The sequence below is a fragment of the Patiriisocius sp. 208BN25-11 genome (genome assembly GCF_058147145.1).
In genome coordinates this window covers 22605-39578 of the sequence record NZ_JBYVJY010000007.1, presented here as the reverse complement: position 1 = coordinate 39578, position 16974 = coordinate 22605, and the positions used below count along the sequence as shown (strand labels likewise).

The 16974-nt window shown below is 36.3% G+C and carries 18 protein-coding genes; 10 read left to right on the top strand and 8 right to left on the bottom strand.

What is annotated here, in order from left to right; genetic code table 11:
• Position 1: 1 nt before the first annotated feature.
• On the bottom strand, positions 2 to 487 hold the full coding sequence (locus tag ACY2RS_RS09710) for a GNAT family N-acetyltransferase (RefSeq protein WP_490098455.1): 486 nt from the start codon (positions 485 to 487) through the stop codon (positions 2 to 4).
• Positions 488 to 535: 48 nt separating this feature from the next.
• Between ACY2RS_RS09710 and ribD the strand changes: the two genes are divergently transcribed.
• The 3 genes from ribD to ACY2RS_RS09695 are packed head-to-tail and all read left to right on the top strand — an operon-like array spanning position 536 to position 3099.
• Positions 536 to 1612: a bifunctional diaminohydroxyphosphoribosylaminopyrimidine deaminase/5-amino-6-(5-phosphoribosylamino)uracil reductase RibD gene (gene ribD / locus ACY2RS_RS09705; protein WP_490098454.1), complete on the top strand. Its 1077-nt coding sequence runs from the start codon at positions 536 to 538 to the stop codon at positions 1610 to 1612.
• Complete coding sequence (locus ACY2RS_RS09700; RefSeq protein WP_490098453.1) at positions 1609 to 2484, top strand: EamA family transporter; 876 nt, start codon at positions 1609 to 1611, stop codon at positions 2482 to 2484. The genes ribD and ACY2RS_RS09700 overlap by 4 nt, the downstream gene beginning before the upstream one ends.
• Complete coding sequence (locus tag ACY2RS_RS09695; RefSeq protein WP_490098452.1) at positions 2485 to 3099, top strand: IMPACT family protein; 615 nt, start codon at positions 2485 to 2487, stop codon at positions 3097 to 3099.
• Between the two features lie 21 nt (positions 3100 to 3120).
• Here ACY2RS_RS09695 and ACY2RS_RS09690 read toward each other — a convergent pair whose 3' ends face one another.
• A complete protein-coding gene (locus ACY2RS_RS09690; protein ID WP_490098451.1) occupies positions 3121 to 3516 on the bottom strand; it encodes an acyl-CoA thioesterase in 396 nt (131 codons plus the stop codon).
• 211 nt (positions 3517 to 3727) lie between these two features.
• On the opposite strand from ACY2RS_RS09690, the gene dnaA reads away from it, so the two are divergent.
• The 4 genes from dnaA to ACY2RS_RS09670 all read left to right on the top strand — a co-directional run bounded on the left by dnaA (position 3728) and on the right by ACY2RS_RS09670 (position 7929).
• A complete protein-coding gene (gene dnaA / locus ACY2RS_RS09685; RefSeq protein WP_490098450.1) occupies positions 3728 to 5158 on the top strand; it encodes a chromosomal replication initiator protein DnaA in 1431 nt (476 codons plus the stop codon).
• Between the two features lie 65 nt (positions 5159 to 5223).
• Positions 5224 to 5679, top strand: coding sequence for a low molecular weight protein-tyrosine-phosphatase (locus tag ACY2RS_RS09680; RefSeq protein ID WP_490098449.1), 456 nt, complete (start codon positions 5224 to 5226; stop codon positions 5677 to 5679).
• 44 nt (positions 5680 to 5723) lie between these two features.
• The gene (locus tag ACY2RS_RS09675) at positions 5724 to 7091 is read left to right on the top strand and encodes a PQQ-dependent sugar dehydrogenase (protein WP_490098448.1); all 1368 of its coding nucleotides are present in this window, start codon (positions 5724 to 5726) and stop codon (positions 7089 to 7091) included.
• A 124-nt stretch (positions 7092 to 7215) separates the two neighbouring features.
• The gene (locus tag ACY2RS_RS09670; RefSeq protein WP_490098447.1) at positions 7216 to 7929 is read left to right on the top strand and encodes an SAM-dependent methyltransferase; all 714 of its coding nucleotides are present in this window, start codon (positions 7216 to 7218) and stop codon (positions 7927 to 7929) included.
• A gap of 11 nt (positions 7930 to 7940) precedes the next feature.
• Here the strand turns inward: ACY2RS_RS09670 and ACY2RS_RS09665 are convergent, their stop codons facing one another.
• Entirely contained in the window at positions 7941 to 8594 is a 654-nt protein-coding gene (locus ACY2RS_RS09665) for a peptidoglycan-binding protein LysM (RefSeq protein WP_490098446.1), read from the bottom strand.
• Between the two features lie 452 nt (positions 8595 to 9046).
• Between ACY2RS_RS09665 and ACY2RS_RS09660 the strand changes: the two genes are divergently transcribed.
• Together ACY2RS_RS09660 and ACY2RS_RS09655 are read left to right on the top strand one after the other, a co-directional pair.
• Complete coding sequence (locus tag ACY2RS_RS09660; protein WP_490098445.1) at positions 9047 to 9940, top strand: glycosyltransferase; 894 nt, start codon at positions 9047 to 9049, stop codon at positions 9938 to 9940.
• Positions 9940 to 10869, top strand: a complete 930-nt coding sequence (locus tag ACY2RS_RS09655; protein ID WP_490098444.1) for a glycosyltransferase family 2 protein — start codon at positions 9940 to 9942, stop codon at positions 10867 to 10869. Before ACY2RS_RS09660 ends, ACY2RS_RS09655 begins: the two co-directional genes overlap by 1 nt.
• Here ACY2RS_RS09655 and ACY2RS_RS09650 read toward each other — a convergent pair.
• Complete coding sequence (locus tag ACY2RS_RS09650; protein ID WP_490098443.1) at positions 10852 to 11271, bottom strand: sugar 3,4-ketoisomerase; 420 nt, start codon at positions 11269 to 11271, stop codon at positions 10852 to 10854. The two genes, ACY2RS_RS09655 and ACY2RS_RS09650, sit on opposite strands and share 18 nt — an antisense overlap.
• On the bottom strand, positions 11258 to 12370 hold the full coding sequence (locus ACY2RS_RS09645) for a glycosyltransferase (RefSeq protein WP_490098442.1): 1113 nt from the start codon (positions 12368 to 12370) through the stop codon (positions 11258 to 11260). The genes ACY2RS_RS09650 and ACY2RS_RS09645 overlap by 14 nt, the downstream gene beginning before the upstream one ends.
• Before the next feature lie 49 nt (positions 12371 to 12419).
• On the opposite strand from ACY2RS_RS09645, the gene ACY2RS_RS09640 reads away from it, so the two are divergent.
• Positions 12420 to 13565, top strand: coding sequence for a glycosyltransferase (locus ACY2RS_RS09640; protein ID WP_490098441.1), 1146 nt, complete (start codon positions 12420 to 12422; stop codon positions 13563 to 13565).
• Here ACY2RS_RS09640 and ACY2RS_RS09635 read toward each other — a convergent pair.
• From ACY2RS_RS09635 to ACY2RS_RS09625, 3 genes are read right to left on the bottom strand one after another with little or no spacing between them, the layout of a single operon-like run.
• Entirely contained in the window at positions 13552 to 14862 is a 1311-nt protein-coding gene (locus ACY2RS_RS09635) for an O-antigen translocase (RefSeq protein ID WP_490098440.1), read from the bottom strand. The genes ACY2RS_RS09640 and ACY2RS_RS09635 overlap by 14 nt on opposite strands.
• Positions 14863 to 15963, bottom strand: a complete 1101-nt coding sequence (locus ACY2RS_RS09630) for a DegT/DnrJ/EryC1/StrS family aminotransferase (RefSeq protein ID WP_490098439.1) — start codon at positions 15961 to 15963, stop codon at positions 14863 to 14865. It abuts the gene before it with no gap.
• On the bottom strand, positions 15960 to 16937 hold the full coding sequence (locus tag ACY2RS_RS09625; RefSeq protein ID WP_490098438.1) for a GNAT family N-acetyltransferase: 978 nt from the start codon (positions 16935 to 16937) through the stop codon (positions 15960 to 15962). Before ACY2RS_RS09625 ends, ACY2RS_RS09630 begins: the two co-directional genes overlap by 4 nt.
• Between the last annotated feature and the right edge of the window lie 37 nt (positions 16938 to 16974).

The window sequence follows — 16974 nt, the reverse complement described above, 5'->3', positions numbered from 1 at the left end:
GTTAGAGTGTTTTAAGCATTTGCACCGGACAAGAAAAATGACCCGTATTTCCAAGTGGCCCATCGATATATTCGAAGCCAGACCGTTTGTATAATTTTTGCGCAGCTTCCATATAGGTCATGGTTTCTAGATAGCATTTATCAAATTTGAATTCAGCCGCTTTCTCTAAACAACGCTGCATCATTGCAGTACCAACCCCTCTTCCTCTCGCTTCTTCGAGGTAATACATTTTTTGAAGTTCGCAGACATTACCCTCGTAATTATCGAGCTGGGCAATTCCTGCTCCACCAATAATTTCACCCTTTTCTTCTACCACAAAGTAAACGGCTCGCTCTTTTTGATACGTTTCAAACATACAATCTAGCGCTGTATCCGCATAGGCCGTACCCACTTTGGGCACTCCTAAATCGATTAATACTTTTCGAATTACCCTAGCAATGTGTGGATTATCTTCTTTTTGAATGGGTCTAATAATAGGGAAGCTCATCTATTAAAATCGTTGTATTTTTACAGCGTGAATATACATCAAAAATACATGAAGCGTTGCATCCAATTAGCCAAAAATGGTTTGGGAAGTACGTATCCAAATCCGTTGGTGGGTAGTGTTTTGGTGTATCAAGATACAATTATAGGAGAAGGCTGGCATTATCAAGCTGGAGCGCCGCATGCAGAAGTACATGCCATTAAAAGTCTGTCTAACAGTAGGATAGCTTCGGAAATTTTAAAAAACGAAAACCTTGATAGCTGCAACGAACTTCTCTCAAAAGCGACCATTTATGTGAGTCTTGAGCCCTGCAGTCATACTGGAAAAACCCCTCCCTGTGCCGATTTAATTGTGGCATCTGGTATAAAAAATATTGTCATTGGAAGCACAGATCCCAATCCAAAAGTAGCTGGGAAAGGTATTTCCAAACTAAAAGCCGCAGGATGCACTATAACCCAAGGCGTTTTAGAAGCCGAATGCAACGAACTCAATAAACGTTTTTTTACATTTCAGAACAAAAAAAGACCCTATATCATCTTAAAATGGGCACAAAGTGAAGATGGGTTTATGGCTCCAACAACGAGAGATCGTAGAGCACCAGTTTGGATCACCAACACCTTTTCGAGACAACGCGTACATCAATTAAGAGCCGAAGAACAAGGTATTTTGATTGGCACCGCAACAGCACTTGAGGACAACCCTAGCCTCACGGTTCGTGATTGGAACGGTAACCATCCTACACGGATTATTTTAGACCGAAATTTAAAAATCCCTACCACTTCTGCTATTTATAATAGTGAAGCAACTACACTTATAATAACCGAGAAAAAGGACGCTACTACAGATATCCCTAACACAGCAGTACAGCCTGTAACATTTCAGAAGAACCTAGCTGCTCAAGTGTGTGAGATTGCCTACCAAAACGACGTACAAAGTCTTATTGTAGAAGGAGGTGCCCAAACGCTACAAACCTTTATTGACGAAAATCTATGGGACGAAGCGCAGGTGTACATTGGAAAGACCAGATTTAACGACGGAGTAAAAGCACCTATTTTAAAAGCTAGCATTTCAAGTACAAGCACCATAAAAAAAGACCTTTACCACACCTATAAAAACACCGACAAATGACATACTTACTCATAAGTATCATAGCATCGACCCTCATTTTTGTGGTTTTTAAGCTCTTTGCTACCTATAATATAAACACGCTACAAGCCATTGTTGTGAACTATGTGGTTGCATGTACCTGTGGTCTTATTGGGTATGAAAACACCATTGAGATCTCAAAAATACCGCAATACGATTGGTTTTATTACACCCTAGGACTAGGTGCCTTATTTATTGTTGTTTTTAACCTCATGGCAATTACCACGCAACGCAGCGGACTCTCAGTCGTTTCTGTAGCCACCAAAATGGCAGTTGTAATTCCTATTATATTTGGGTTGTGGTACTACAAAGAATCTTTGGGCATATATAAAGGATTGGGAATTGGCTTAGCACTAGTTGCTGTGTATTTAGCCTCTGTAAAAAACACAGAAGGCGTCACACTTTCTAAAAAGAATCTCATTTTCCCTTTATTAGTTTTTTTAGGTAGCGGACTTATAGACACCAGTCTTAATTACCTACAAAATGATTTCATTGAAGATAAGACACTTGTACCAATATTTTCTGCTACCATATTTGCAGCAGCTGGTGTTATTGGTGTTTGTGTTTTGTTAGTGCAACGCATACGAGGTGCGTTCTATTTTGAGGTAAAAAATATTATTGGAGGGATTGCGCTAGGAATCCCTAACTACTTTTCTATTTACTTCTTAGTGAAAGCCTTACGTAGTGATTTATTTGATAGTTCAGGAATTTTTACCGTCAACAATGTCGCCATTGTAATTCTCTCAACCCTATTAGGTATTGCTTTCTTTAAAGAAAAGTTATCGTTAAAAAATTGGATAGGGATTGTTTTAGCAATTATTAGCATTGCTTTAGTAACCTTAGCAACATTGTAAATGGAAGCAAAAGACACCTACAAAACAATCACAAAACCTTCTGCAGAGACCTTATTCAAAGATCGCGGAAGTAAGTTTTTTGGTTATGCCTTTCCAGTAACTACAGAAGAAGACATTAAAGCATGCCTCGAACAATTAAAAAAACATCATCATACGGCACGTCATTTTTGCTACGCATGGCAGCTAGGAACAGCGTACAATAGTTACAGAGCCAATGATGACGGAGAACCCAATAACAGTGCAGGAATGCCTATTTACGGACAATTACAAGCTTTCGATGTTACCAACACATTAGTGGTTTCGGTACGTTATTTTGGAGGCACTAAATTAGGTGTTGGAGGGTTGATACAGGCCTATAAAACATCTGCACAATTAGCATTAGAAGCAAGCACTATAGAAGAGCGGACTATAAACACCGAGTTTTTACTACTTTTTGAGTATCCAGAAATGAATATCGTGATGCGCAGTATTAAAGACGAAAAAATAAAAGTGATTTCGCAAGAGATGGAAGCAGCATGTCGTTTTAGAATTTCAGTTCGAAAAAAAGAAGCTGAACGTATTTTTAATCTTTTTGAAAATACCTATAAAGTTACCATCAAAAAATTAGAAGATTAACACTGAAATTTAGTTTAACTTTTAGGTTAATTTATCTAACAAATATGAAGGTGCTTTTATGAGTTTATTTGTAGCACTATCTACAAACACCAAACTTGTCTCTCCCGTGATTAAAAGTTGCCCATCTTGGTTGTGAATTTCATAGTAAAACTCAATTCGATAAGTAGGAATTTTCTTTAAACTTGTACTAACTGTCAATACATCGTCATAATGTGCAGGCGCCTTGTATTTTATATGCAACTCAATCACAGGCAAATGCACACCATTTTCTTCCATCCATTTGTACGAAAAGCCCATGTTTCTTAGCCATTCGGTTCTTCCCTGTTCAAAATATTGTGCGTAATTTCCATAATAGACAATTCCCATTTTATCTGTTTCTGCATATCGCACTCTTAAATTTGTCGTTGTTTTTTTCAAAAATTCCTGATATAAAAGGGGTTACTTTTTTTGTACGTGTTAATACTAACTAAACATGCATAAAAAAAACCGAAAATTCAATACCCAAATCATTTTTTTTTTCATTTATTTGTTCACATATTTGTCGGGCGAGAGAGTCAGAGAGAAATATCCAAATTTCTTCTTCTTTTGCCGCAATGATTAACAAATAAAATACCATTTTTTTAAAACTATGAATAATACTGCTGCAACTGTATGGAATAATTGTCTCTCGTTTATAGAAGATAATATTACCCAGCAAGCGTATAAAACATGGTTCGAGCCTATCAAAGCAGTAAAACTTAGCGATAATGCGCTAAGCATTCAAGTTCCTAGTAAATTTTTCTATGAGTGGTTAGAGGAGCACTATGTAAAATTACTAAAAGTAGCCTTAACCAAAGAATTAGGTCCGACTGCAAAATTGGTGTATGTCATTCGTATGGAAAACACCTATGGAAACAAACAACCTTTTACCGAGAGAATCCCCAGTTCAAACAGAAGCAACAACCAAGCATCACAAAATGTTGATGTACCGTTAAAAAATAAAAGCCCAGAGCTTAAAAATCCGTTTGTAATACCAGGCATTCGAAATGTTAAGATCGAATCACAATTAAACCCAAATTACAACTTTGAAAATTTCCTAGAAGGAGAATCTAACCGTTTGGCAAGATCTGCAGGTATTGCAGTTGCAAACAAACCAGGAGGAACTTCTTTTAACCCACTACTTATTTTTGGAGGTGTTGGTCTAGGTAAAACTCATTTAGCTCACGCTATTGGTGTTGACATTAAAGACAAATATCCAGAAAAAACGGTATTGTATATTTCTGCAGAAAAATTTGTACAACAGTACAGCGAGTCTGTGAAAAAAAACAATCGCAATGACTTTATACATTTCTATCAAGTAATAGACATCTTGATTGTTGATGACATTCAATTACTATCTGGAAAAGCAGGAACTCAAGATGTATTTTTCCACATCTTTAACCACCTACACCAAAACGGAAAGCAAGTCATTTTAACCAGTGACAAGGCACCCGTAGATATGATTGATATCGAGCAGCGCTTATTATCTCGATTTAAATGGGGATTATCTGCAGAGCTCAATCACCCAGATTACGAAACGCGTGTGGCCATCATTAAAAACAAGCTGTATCGTGACGGTGTAGAAATGCCAGAAGATATTGTAGAGTTTTTAGCCAACAACATTAAGACAAATATACGCGAACTAGAAGGTGCTATTATTTCGCTCATTGCACACTCTTCTTTTAACAAGAAAGAAATCACCATCGATCTTGCAAAAAAGATAGTAGACAATTATGTAAAGCATACCAAACGCGAAGTTTCTATCGATTACATACAAAAAGTAGTGAGCGATTACTTCCAAATGGACGTAGAGACACTTCAATCTAAAACACGTAAACGTCATATTGTACAAGCGAGACAACTAGCTATGTTCTTTGCAAAGAAATTCACAAAAGCATCTCTTGCTTCTATTGGATCTCAAATAGGACAACGCGATCATGCTACCGTATTACACGCATGTAAAACAGTTGACAATCTTTCTAGCACAGACAAACAGTTTAGAAAGTATGTAGAAGATTTACAAAAAAAACTAACACTATAACACATTAAATCCTGCCATTGGCGGGATTTTTTTTAGCTATTCTGAAATTTTAAACATCTACACTCTTGAAAACAAAAATACTGATGGTCTGTTTGGGCAACATTTGCCGATCCCCACTCGCTGAGGGTATTTTAACCAGCATGTTAGACCCTACTCTTTTCGAAGTTCAATCTGCTGGGACTGGAAGCTGGCATGTGGGTAGTCCGCCTGACCCAAGAAGCATTGCAGTTGCCAACAAGAATAATATTGACATTACTCACCAAAGAGGAAAACATTTTTCTACATACGACTTTGAAATTTACGATCATATTTTTGTCATGGACAATGCCAACTATCGCGATGTAATTAAACTAGCCAACTCTGAAGCAGAGAAGCAAAAAGTGTCTCGCATTCTAGATGAGATTTTCCCGGGAGAAAACGTTGATGTTCCAGATCCTTATTATGGAGGAGATCGTGGTTTTGATAACGTATATGATATGCTATACACCGCATGTGAGAAAATTGTGAGTAGACGTAGCTAAAAAGAACCAATCCTTTTTTGTTACTTTGATAAAAACTTACACTCATGAAAAAGATATTCTTATTAGCAACAGCGTTATTACTTAGTAGCACTTCATTTGCACAAGACATAGAGTTAGAATCTTTTGCAAGCGGTTTTTCTAGTCCGCTAGATTTGCAAAATGCTGGAGACGATAGGTTGTTTGTAGTTGAACAAAACGGAACCATCAAAATTCTAGACCTTGACGGAAACACAAACAGCACTCCTTTCTTAAACATTCAATCACGTGTAAGCAGTGGCGGAGAACGTGGTCTTTTAGGACTTGCATTTCACCCAGATTATGCAAACAATGGTTTTTTCTTTGTACACTATTCTAACAATAGTGGTGACACACAGATTTCGAGATTTTCTGTAAGTACTGGAAATCCTGATGTTGCTGATCCGGACTCTGAGCTACCATTACTTACTATAGATCAACCTTTTTCTAACCACAACGGAGGAAGTATTGCTTTTGGCCCAGTTGATGGCTACTTGTATATTGGCATGGGAGATGGTGGAAGCGGTGGCGATCCAGACAATAATGCTCAAAACCCAACATTACTATTAGGAAAAATGCTACGTATCGATGTTGACAACCCAAGTGGAGGAAACAATTATGGAATTCCGGCTGACAACCCTTTTATAAGCGACACAGGAGTTCGCGATGAAATCTGGGCTAGCGGATTAAGAAACCCTTTTAGATTTACCATGGACCCAGAAACCAACACCGTTTGGATTGGAGACGTTGGACAAAACGCAAAAGAAGAAGTTAACAAAGCCAGCTTAACAGAAGGTGGTTTAAATTACGGATGGAGATGCTACGAAGGGAATTCGCCTTTTAATACTGGTGGATGTCCAAATATGAGCGAATTAACATTTCCAGTATTAGATTACAACTGGAACGGTGGAGGCTCTGTTATAGGAGGATATGTTTATAGAGGAACTACATACACTGACCTAGAAGATGTATACGTATTTGCAGACATTGACGGAATGATTGGTACCATCGATGAAAATGACGTCTTTGTGAATCAAGGAAATTTCCCTGGAACATGGGTTGCATTTGGAGAAGACATAAATAGAGAATTATACATTGTAAATCTTGGAGGCACCATAAGCAAAGTCCAAGGGGAAGTATTAGGGATTAATGACAATACTAGCTTAACAGCTAAAGTATACCCTAATCCTGCAAAAGACACTGTCACTATTGAAGTACCACAGGAAACAATAGAACGCATTCAAATTTCAGATATAAAAGGAAGTATTTTTTCTTCTGAAATTGTAAACAACACTAAAACCGCTATTTCTATTTCAAACCTTGCTAACGGAATGTACTTTATAAACATTACCACGCAAAACGGAAATACGACTGTAAAAAAACTGGTAGTTTACTAAGCTACCTTTGGTTAAACACCTATTGATTGAGAAAAATTGCCCAATGTTGCCTTTTGATTGTTACAAACAATGAATTGGCAACATTTTTTTTAGCTATATTTAACCTCACACCTACACAAACACTATGGACAGACTAAAAGGCAACCTATATTTAATTCCCTGTACCTTGGGAGAAACACCACCTCTAGAAGTATTACCCTTATTGGTTAAGAAAGCTGTTGAACACATCGATCACTATATTGTTGAACACGAAAAAAGTGCCAGAAGATTCATAAAAGCAATTGACAGCAAAAAAGCACAGCCCAATTTAAAAATTGATGAGATTAATAAATTTACTAACGAAGAGGATATCCCAAACATGCTTCAACCTTGCTTAGAAGGTCATGATGTTGGTGTGATTTCAGATGCAGGTTGCCCAGGAATTGCAGACCCAGGTGCTGCCGTAGTAGCTGAAGCTCACAAAAAAGGAATTAAAGTAGTCCCATTAGTAGGCCCTTCTTCCATTTTATTAGCGATGATGTCTAGCGGATTTAACGGACAAAATTTTGCCTTTAATGGATACCTCCCAATAGACAAAGGAGATCGAAAATCAAAAATAAAGCAACTAGAAAAAAGATCGGCACAGGAAGATCAGAGTCAGTTATTTATAGAAACTCCCTATCGTAACAATCAAATGCTGGAGAGTCTCACAACGGTATTACAAAAGCACACGCGCATATGTGTTGCTTGTGATATCACATTACCTACAGAATATATTAGAACCGCAACAGCCCAAGAATGGAAAAAAATAAAGGTGGATCTTAATAAAAGACCCACCCTATTTATAATTCAAACTTAACTCAAATTAACTTAAACAACTTTTGCTTTCTTATCTGGTTTGATGTAAGACGTATCATAACCAGAAAATTTCTTTAAATAGGTGCGAATACTGGTTCCAAATGCATCTTCAAAATGAAAGGTACCACCACTTCTTAAATATTTTTTTACGTTACCAGCACCAGCAAGGTGCGCAGCAGCTAGTATTCCTGATTCAGTAACAAGGACTCCGTTAATACGTCTACCTACAAAACGCTTGATGTCTCGACGTAATATCCATTTATTTCTAGCAGTATGTGCAGTAAAGGCCTTTTCTTGTAACGCAGCATTTCTTATAAAATCACTCGGATTATGAACACCTATTAATGATAAAGTAGCAGCGGCGAATTGATATTTCCCCAAATAACCAAATTTATTAATGATAGTGTAACTTCCTCTAGATTCTTTAAAGCCAAGTGCTTCTTTAAAACCAATAAAGGTTTTTCCAAGAAAAAGATTAAAAGCCGGCTTCTTTACAAAATTAGCCTCAGCTAATGCCTCTTGTTGTGTAGGTACTTGATACGTATACACCTCATCCACCAATTTGTAGTGAGAAAGGTCTGTGGTATTTTCTTTAGAAGAAAAACCCAATACCGAAAAAACGGTAATTGAAAGTAGTAGACTAGTAACTAAAATACTTTTTTTCATGTGAGATTAGAATGTTAGCGAGAAAATTCTCACGCTAAAATTTCAGCGTGCAAATGTATGACTTTTAATTGAATATATAAAACCAAAATGTTAAATTATTCTTAATAGTACTTTCACTACGTTCTGATATGAAATTAACAAGAAAAAGCTTACAATATTTTAAAAGCAAAAGTATCTTATCACCATAGTTATCAACATATTAACACAAGATTTAATATTTCTCAAATAGCAAACACTTAAACCTATAATGTGTGCTATTTACCTGTAAAAACACACGTATTTATGGTGACAAAATACTTTTCTTATTGAAATAAAAAGCATAAAACCTCTACCTACAGAAAAAAAAAGAAGCCAAAAGGGATTGTTGCACGATAGGTATTCATAAAATCTAAACACAAAAAACTTGATTAAGATAACAACCATACTTTTAATCTGTTTTGTACCTTAGCACCATGCTATCAATAGTAATACCTACGTATCAATACAATGTCTTTGAACTTGTGAATACCCTTCATGCACAAGCAGTAGCTTCATTAGTCAATTTTGAAATTTGCGTGTATGATGATTGCTCTCCCGTACCCGTTCTTGAAAATGATGCTATTAATACGTTAGCACATGCTACTTTTACCAAGCTACCAAAGAATATTGGTAGAAGTGCCATCCGAAACAAACTAGCAAATGACGCAAGATACAATACCCTTCTCTTTTTGGACGCTGATACGAAAGTCATTCGAGATGACTTTATTCAAAAATATTTAGATAGCATTACACCAACTACACAAATTATATATGGAGGAATTTGTTATCAAAAAGAAAAACCAGACACTTCGCAACTATTGAGATGGCATTATGGAAATCATAGGGAAGCTTTATCGGTAATAGAAAGAAACAAAGAACCGCATCTTCGTTTTTTAACCTTAAACTTTTTAATCCAAAAAAATGTTTTTAAATCCCTGAGGTTTAATGAAGACATCCCAAACCTGAGGCACGAGGACACCTTGTTTGCTTTAGACGCCAAGAAAAAAAACATTAACGTGCAACACATAGACAATCCAGTAATACACCTAGGCATTGAGAGTAGTGAAGTATTTCTACGCAAATCAATAGAAAGTGTAGACGCCTTGCATCAATTTGTAGAAGAAGGACTCATTGATGCAGAAGAAACTGCTTTGTCAAAAAAAGCAATTGCCATACAAAAGAAAGGTTTTGCTTCGTTTATAAGAGCAACTATCTGGTTAGGAAATACATTTATAAAAAAGAATTTATTGTCAAACAACCCTTCATTATTCCTATTTGACATCTATAGACTAGGACACTACTTAGACATATCAAAAAACAAATCCTAATGCAGTTCTCTGTCGTCATTCCTGTTTACAACAAAGAGAAACACCTCTCTAAAACCATAGAAAGTGTGTTACAACAGGATTTTACAGATTTTGAAGTTATTATTGTAAATGACGGATCTACAGATAGCAGTGAACATATCATAAAAAGTTTTGAAGACCCAAGAATAAAATATTACAAGCAAGAAAACAATGGGGTGTCTAGTGCAAGAAATGCAGCCCTACAAAAAGCGACAGCTCCTTACATCGCCTTATTAGATGCAGATGATGTGTGGCATCCTAGTTATCTAGCGCAGATGAAGCAAGTTATAGACACCTACCCTAAGGAGTCGGTTTTTGCTTGTGCTTGCACAGTTGAAACAATTAAACAAACCTTACACCCTACTTATTCTAATCTCTCTTTAGAGAAAGGAGCTACAGCCACTGTAGATTATTTTACAACAAGCTACATCAACACCGTCCTCACGAGCTCAAGTACCATTATAAAAAAAGATGTTTTTGATACCATTGGCAGGTATAACGAGGACATTAAAAGTGGAGAAGACACCGACCTTTGGATTAGACTCGGGCTAGCCTATAAAGTAGTTTTTCTAAACAAAGCTTTAGCCACCTATACCTTTGAAAACTCCAGTTTATCAAATTCTCCAAAGCAAATTAAGAATACCTTAAATCTAGATGTTTATGAGAAATACACTAACACAAATAAGGGACTTAAAAAGTTCTTGGATTTAAACAGATTTGCTTTGGCTATCATTGCAAAAAGAACTGGAAATAAAAAAAACGTAAAGGCTTTACAAGAAAAAATAGCCCCAGAGAGCCTTAATAGCAAACAACGTTTATTGTTAAACGCACCTTCTTTTGTTATAAAGATCTTATTTCAAACAAAACTGGTATTAGAAAAAATGAGAATTCACTTAAGCACCTACAAATAAGGTAAATTCAGCATAGTCGCGAATGTAATCTTCTTCATCATAAACCTCACTTACCAGAGACAAACATACAGATCCGGCTGAAAAATTTTCTAACTCACGCCAAACACCACAAGGTATTAACAATCCTTTATTGGGTCTATTAAGTGTAATTGTTCTGCGCTCTTTGCCATTGTCTAACACAACATCAAAACTACCACTTAGCGCTACTAAGAACTGACGAAGCTCTTTGTGCGCATGTCCTCCTCTACTACTATCACTAGGAACATCATACAAATAATACACGCGCTTAATTGCAAAAGGAAGTACGTCCTTCTCAATAACAGACAAGTTTCCGCGCCCATCTGGGTCGCTTATTTTAGGAATTTCCTGTAACTGTATTTCGTTTAAATTAACGTAAGCCATCTTCTAATAATTGGTTCCACTTTTCTGAAATTTCCTCCATCGAAAATTGTGTTACAGAAGCAAGTGTTTGTTCTTTCAATTTCAAATATAGTGCTTCGTCGGTACAAATGGTATTCAAAGCTGCTGCAAATGTTTCGGTTTCTCTTTCTTTAATCAGTAAACCATTTTTTTTGTGTTGTATAATTTCAGAAGGCCCAGAAACAATATCTAAGGACACCACTGGAGTACCTAATGAAAGCGATTCTACTAGCACCATAGGAAAACCTTCATAGGTACTTGTTAGGGTGACACATCTTGCATTTTTAATCATTTCAAAAGGGTTAATATTATAAGGTAGAAAAGAAATAAATGTATTCGAATTCATGGTACCGGCTAACTCCTGAAGCATCTCCCTATCGGGCCCAGCCCCCATAATCACTAAACGTACGCCTTGTTTCCAGACATTAGATTGATCGAAAGATCGTATTAAAAAAGAAAAATCTTTAATTGCATCATAGAGTCTACCATAACTTAAGATGTACGGAGCTTCTATTTGCGCTTCCTTACTTTCAATTTCTATCCAATTGGGATTAAAAGCATTGTGTATCGTGGTGCTATTGGATACGCCTAACTTAGAAGCAATTTCTTTTTGAATATGTTCCGAAACACAAATGGTTGCCAATCCCTTATTGTAAATCTTTACCATGCTAGCCATATTGTTGGTGAAATACTCTGCCACATTAGAACTATGAACCACATACATAGTAGGAATATTTTTATAGACATAGTTGCTATAAAAAAGTTCCCGTATGTTGTTATTCTTAGGCCTATGATCTATAATAACATCAAAATTTTGAGCTACTAAATAGGTGCGTAATTTTTTAAACCGAAATATCCTAGCGAGAAAAGAATCGTTTTTAGATTTCAACTCCCCTAAATTAAACAGGGTCCCTTGATATGCGAAATCAATTTCGTTGGTCAATACAACCAGATGTACATCATGACCTTTGGCTGTTAACATTTCAGATAACATCGCAACAGAGCGCTCTGCTCCTCCTTTGGCCAAAGAAATAGAAACCAAGCAAATTTTTAATTTTGTTTTGTGCGCTGTCTGCGTCATCAATTAATGTTATTTTTGAAACATATCAAAACCCAAAGATAGTATAAATATGAAGATCCTTCTCGTTGGTGAATATAGCAGATTGCATAACTCATTGCAAGAAGGACTGCATGCACTAGGACATGAAGTCACATTAATCTCAACGGGAGATTACTTTAAAAATTACCCTAGCGATATTAAAATAACAAGAGGCTTTGATAGCGGATTCTCAAGAAAATTGAAGATTGCAGTGTATCAACTTTTTAACTATGATCTCACTTCTTGGAGCATGACCAAACAGTTTTTTAAAGCTTCGGAAATACTACAGGGTTTTGATGTAGTACAACTCATTAATGAAAGTCCGTTTGGGGGTGCTCCTAAAGATGAAATGAAAATGATTTCATACCTAAAGAAACACAACAAAAAAATATTTCTTTTAAGCTGCGGCACCGATTATTTGAGTGTACAACATCAACTTAGTGACGCAAACCCCTACTCAATATTAAGTGAATACAAAGAGGGAATTGTTACAAAAACACACTTTGAGAATATCCTAAAATATACAAAGTTCCCTTTCAAGAAACTACATGAGTTTGTTTTTAAAACAGTAGATGGTGTCATTGCTAGTGATTTTGATTACCACATGCCACTAGAAGGACATCCAAAATACCTTGGATTGCTTCCTAATCCCGTAAATATGGAGGTGCTATCCATTCCTGAACTTGAAATTGTAGCACCCATCACAATATTTATGGGAATAAACAGAACCAATTACCACAGTAAAGGCATTCGTTATTTCGAAGAAGCCCTAGTGGTGATGCAACAAAAATTTCCGAAGAAAATAAAAGTAGAAATTGTAGAAAACCTTCCCTACGCACAATACATCGAAAAATACAACAAAGCGCATATTATACTTGACCAAGTATTTGCCTACGATCAAGGATACAATGCCTTAGAAGCCATGGCCAAAGGGAAAGTAGTATTCACAGGAGCAGAAAAAAAATTTACGGAACATTATAAATTAGACCATCCAGTAGCCATTAATGCTCTTCCTAATGTTGACTCATTAGTAGCAGCTTTGGAATCACTTATCACGCAACCTAAAAAGATTATTGAAATTGGGATGGCAGCCAGAAGGTTTGTCGCTGCACGTCATGATCATAAAAAAGTTGCACAGCAGTATTTGGACACTTGGAATGGGGTTAGTTCACAATAGGTGCATCAAAGTCTTGTTCCTTTTTATTTTTAAAATAGCGCCACACTAAAAAGAGCACCACTACAAAATAGATCACATATCTTACAAAGTGACCAATTACCACACCTTCTACGCCATATTGAGTCACCAAATAATTAGCAAAGCCATAAAACAAGGCTAAGGATAACAGCTCAGAAAAAATAAAATTACGTACCATCTTTTTTGCTAAAAATTGATGTGCCAATACCAAAGAAGCAAGTCTAATAAAATCCCCAAGGAGTTGCCATTTAAAAAGGGGTAACATTTCCTCTAATCCCGGATAAATAATATCGATAATAATCGATTTTCCAAAAAAGACGAGAAGCATCCCAAGACCAAATATGGGCAGCAATGTTTTATAGATTGAAACCACTTCTTTCTTAAAAGCCCCTCCTGTATAAATACCTGCAAATTTTGGTAATACATATAACGAAAATAGAGACCCAGAAAAGACCATGTAGTTCTTAGAAATGAATGTAATTCCGGTCCAAACTCCAGCATCCTTTTCTGTCATTTTTTCGGCCAACATAGAGCGAATGTCTATTTCAACAAAGTGAAGCAATACGGTTGCTACAAATGACATGAGCGTAAACGCCAATAGATTTTTTAGAAAAGGTGTTTTAAAAGATAGTTTAGAAAACTGTACATAGGTATTTAAAATCTTATAGAAAATAACCAACACTACTAGTACTTGAATAAACGGCGCCAATGCAATTGCCATGAGGGCTTCGTCTATAGAATAATACAGTAAGGCAATCACCAAAAGCGCAGCACTCAATAGGTAACTTATGAGTTCAATTTTAGCAAATTTCTTATACTCAGACAGACCATTGACCACACCACTAAACATTCGTTGTACTGCAATAGTTGGGGTAAGGATGGCAACAAACTTTATGAGATAGGTATAGTCTTCGCTTTCTGTAAACAGGTAATGACTTATAGGTGTTGCAAATACAAAAAGTAAGATTCCAGAAACCAAAGATCCCACAAACAACAAGACAAATGCTGTAGAAAATAATTCTTGTAATTTTTGTTTGTCCTCTTTGTATTGCGCCAGGTATTTTACAACTCCATTAAAAATTCCCAAAGAACTTAGGGAAGTAAGTAGTTGGGTTAAGCTTCGCAACTGCCCTACCTTATACAAGCCTTCTGCACCTATGGTATCGGTGATAAGACGCTGTATAAGTGCCGCAAACACCAGACGAATAGAAATAACTATCGCATTTAAAGATGTGATCTTTAGCAGTAAATTACTCTTTATAAAATGTGGTATTTTCAATTAGTAGGCATTTACAACGTTAATCACTTTCTCAATCTGCTCCTGCTCCATTACGGGACTCATTGGCAAACTAATTACCTGTTGATGCAAGGTTTCGGAAACTGTAAAGGTCAAATCTGCAAATTCTTTTAAGGCTTCTTGTTGATGCGGTGCGATGGGATAATGAATTAAAGTCCCTACCCCTTCTCGCGTTAGGTATTCTTGAAATGCAATTCGATTTTCTACCTGCACAACAAATAAATGAAACACATGGTTTTTGCTACCATCATAACTAGGCAAAACAACCTTAGGATTATTTATACCTTCTATGTAAGCCTTTGCAACCTTTCTTCTATTGTCATTGTCTGCATCCAAACAATGCAACTTTGTAGATAAAAAGCCTGCTTGTATTTCATCTAATCTAGAATTGACTCCTAAGATATCGTTCACGTATTTAGAAGAAGTTCCATAGTTACGTAATTTCTTTACAATCTCAGCTAGTTCAGTATCGTTGGTGGTCACTGCACCTCCGTCACCAAGCGCTCCTAAATTTTTGGTAGGGTAAAAACTAAATGCAGCAGCATGGCCTAAGTTACCAGCACGTTTCCCATTATTATGTTCTGCTCCGTGTGCTTGCGCGGCATCTTCAATAACTAACAAATTATGATAGGCAGCCAACCGTTCAATTTCATCCATAGGGGCTATTTGCCCATACAAATGTACTGGCATAATCACTTTAGTATTTGTCGTAATGGCTTCTTGTAATGCAGAAATATTAAAATTAAAGGTCTCCTTTTCTGCTTCCACCAATACTGGGGTGAGTCCAGCTTGTTTGATAGCAATAATAGTTGCTATAAAAGTATTGGAAGCTACTAAAACCTCATCGCCTTCTTTCAATTTCCCTAAGACCTTGTATCCTTCTAGAATGAGACGCAATGCATCAAGACCATTTCCAACACCTATACAATATTGTGTGCCACAAAAATCGGCATATCGACTTTCAAAGGCAGCTACTTGATTCCCCAAAATATAGTACCCGCTATCTAAGAAATCTTGAAACTGATTTCTGAACGCCTTTTCAAAACGCTTATTAATGCTATGCAAATCGATAAATGGTATCATAGTACGCCTAAATCTATAGTTTTATATGCTGCTGTAGCTACAACGTAATTGTCTGCCACATAGGTACGTGCCCCACAACTTTCTTTCCAGAATATGAGTCCGCTATTAAGTTTAGTTCCATTTTCTTCACTAGAAATATTAAAATCGAAATAACGTTTCGATGGATCTAATTCATTAATAATAAAATGATAGGCAAGATCTAGACTACCAAAAGCATTCTTGTCACTATTGCCAGAAACATACTGAGGATGAATGGTTGTCTTGGTTAAAAACACTGTTGTTCCAGCAACAATTGCACTGTCTTTATACACATTTACTTGCTTTATATGCTCAGGAAACTTTGCAGCAAGTGCTTTTATTTCTGCTAAGCTATGTACTGGAGACACTCCGTGTTTTTGTTGAAGATTTGGGATTAAAATCTCATTCCAAAAATCTTCAAAATTGCTATCTACTTTTACGATTAATCCATTTCGTTTGGCCTTATTAATACCTTCTCTTCTATTTTTCTGAAATTTTATTTGGTGCGTATTATCTATAACCATCAAAGCATCTCTCTTTACCAAAGTTGCATTGGCTTTAAATAAAAAGTAGGATAATTCATCAGCGGGTACCGAATTATAAAATGTAGGAATATTACGAATCTCTAAGGAATTAATGCTCTTCGAGTGTAAAAATTTCAGCAGTGCTTTAAAAGCCTCAAAAGCATATAATAACTTGGCGCTTTCTTGTAATACCAAACTACCATAGGTAAGCCCTTGATGCGAATAGACTTCTCCATCCTTAACATTTGCAGGCAATACAGCATACAACGTATCATCTTTGAAAACGAGTAGCGAGAAATCTTCAAACCGATCGCTGTGGTACTCCATAAAATCGCGTTCAAATAGAAAGGTGGCGTTCTTAGCAGTGCGCACAAAAGCATCCCAAAGGGTCCTGTGTGCTTGAGTATATTTTTCTACGCGATAGTTGGACATAAAATTGTTGCTAATTTGAGCAGTAAAAGACCAAGTT

What these genes read in the sequence shown, in the direction of transcription:
- ACY2RS_RS09710 (WP_490098455.1), bottom strand. Translation starts at nt 487, where the DNA reads ATGAGCTTCCCTATTATTAGACCCATTCAAAAAGAAGATAATCCACAC.
- ribD (WP_490098454.1), top strand. Translation starts at nt 536, where the DNA reads ATGAAGCGTTGCATCCAATTAGCCAAAAATGGTTTGGGAAGTACGTAT.
- ACY2RS_RS09700 (WP_490098453.1), top strand. Translation starts at nt 1,609, where the DNA reads ATGACATACTTACTCATAAGTATCATAGCATCGACCCTCATTTTTGTG.
- ACY2RS_RS09695 (WP_490098452.1), top strand. Translation starts at nt 2,485, where the DNA reads ATGGAAGCAAAAGACACCTACAAAACAATCACAAAACCTTCTGCAGAG.
- dnaA (WP_490098450.1), top strand. Translation starts at nt 3,728, where the DNA reads ATGAATAATACTGCTGCAACTGTATGGAATAATTGTCTCTCGTTTATA.
- ACY2RS_RS09675 (WP_490098448.1), top strand. Translation starts at nt 5,724, where the DNA reads ATGAAAAAGATATTCTTATTAGCAACAGCGTTATTACTTAGTAGCACT.
- ACY2RS_RS09670 (WP_490098447.1), top strand. Translation starts at nt 7,216, where the DNA reads ATGGACAGACTAAAAGGCAACCTATATTTAATTCCCTGTACCTTGGGA.
- ACY2RS_RS09665 (WP_490098446.1), bottom strand. Translation starts at nt 8,594, where the DNA reads ATGAAAAAAAGTATTTTAGTTACTAGTCTACTACTTTCAATTACCGTT.
- ACY2RS_RS09660 (WP_490098445.1), top strand. Translation starts at nt 9,047, where the DNA reads ATGCTATCAATAGTAATACCTACGTATCAATACAATGTCTTTGAACTT.
- ACY2RS_RS09655 (WP_490098444.1), top strand. Translation starts at nt 9,940, where the DNA reads ATGCAGTTCTCTGTCGTCATTCCTGTTTACAACAAAGAGAAACACCTC.
- ACY2RS_RS09650 (WP_490098443.1), bottom strand. Translation starts at nt 11,271, where the DNA reads ATGGCTTACGTTAATTTAAACGAAATACAGTTACAGGAAATTCCTAAA.
- ACY2RS_RS09645 (WP_490098442.1), bottom strand. Translation starts at nt 12,370, where the DNA reads ATGACGCAGACAGCGCACAAAACAAAATTAAAAATTTGCTTGGTTTCT.
- ACY2RS_RS09640 (WP_490098441.1), top strand. Translation starts at nt 12,420, where the DNA reads ATGAAGATCCTTCTCGTTGGTGAATATAGCAGATTGCATAACTCATTG.
- ACY2RS_RS09630 (WP_490098439.1), bottom strand. Translation starts at nt 15,963, where the DNA reads ATGATACCATTTATCGATTTGCATAGCATTAATAAGCGTTTTGAAAAG.
- ACY2RS_RS09625 (WP_490098438.1), bottom strand. Translation starts at nt 16,937, where the DNA reads ATGTCCAACTATCGCGTAGAAAAATATACTCAAGCACACAGGACCCTT.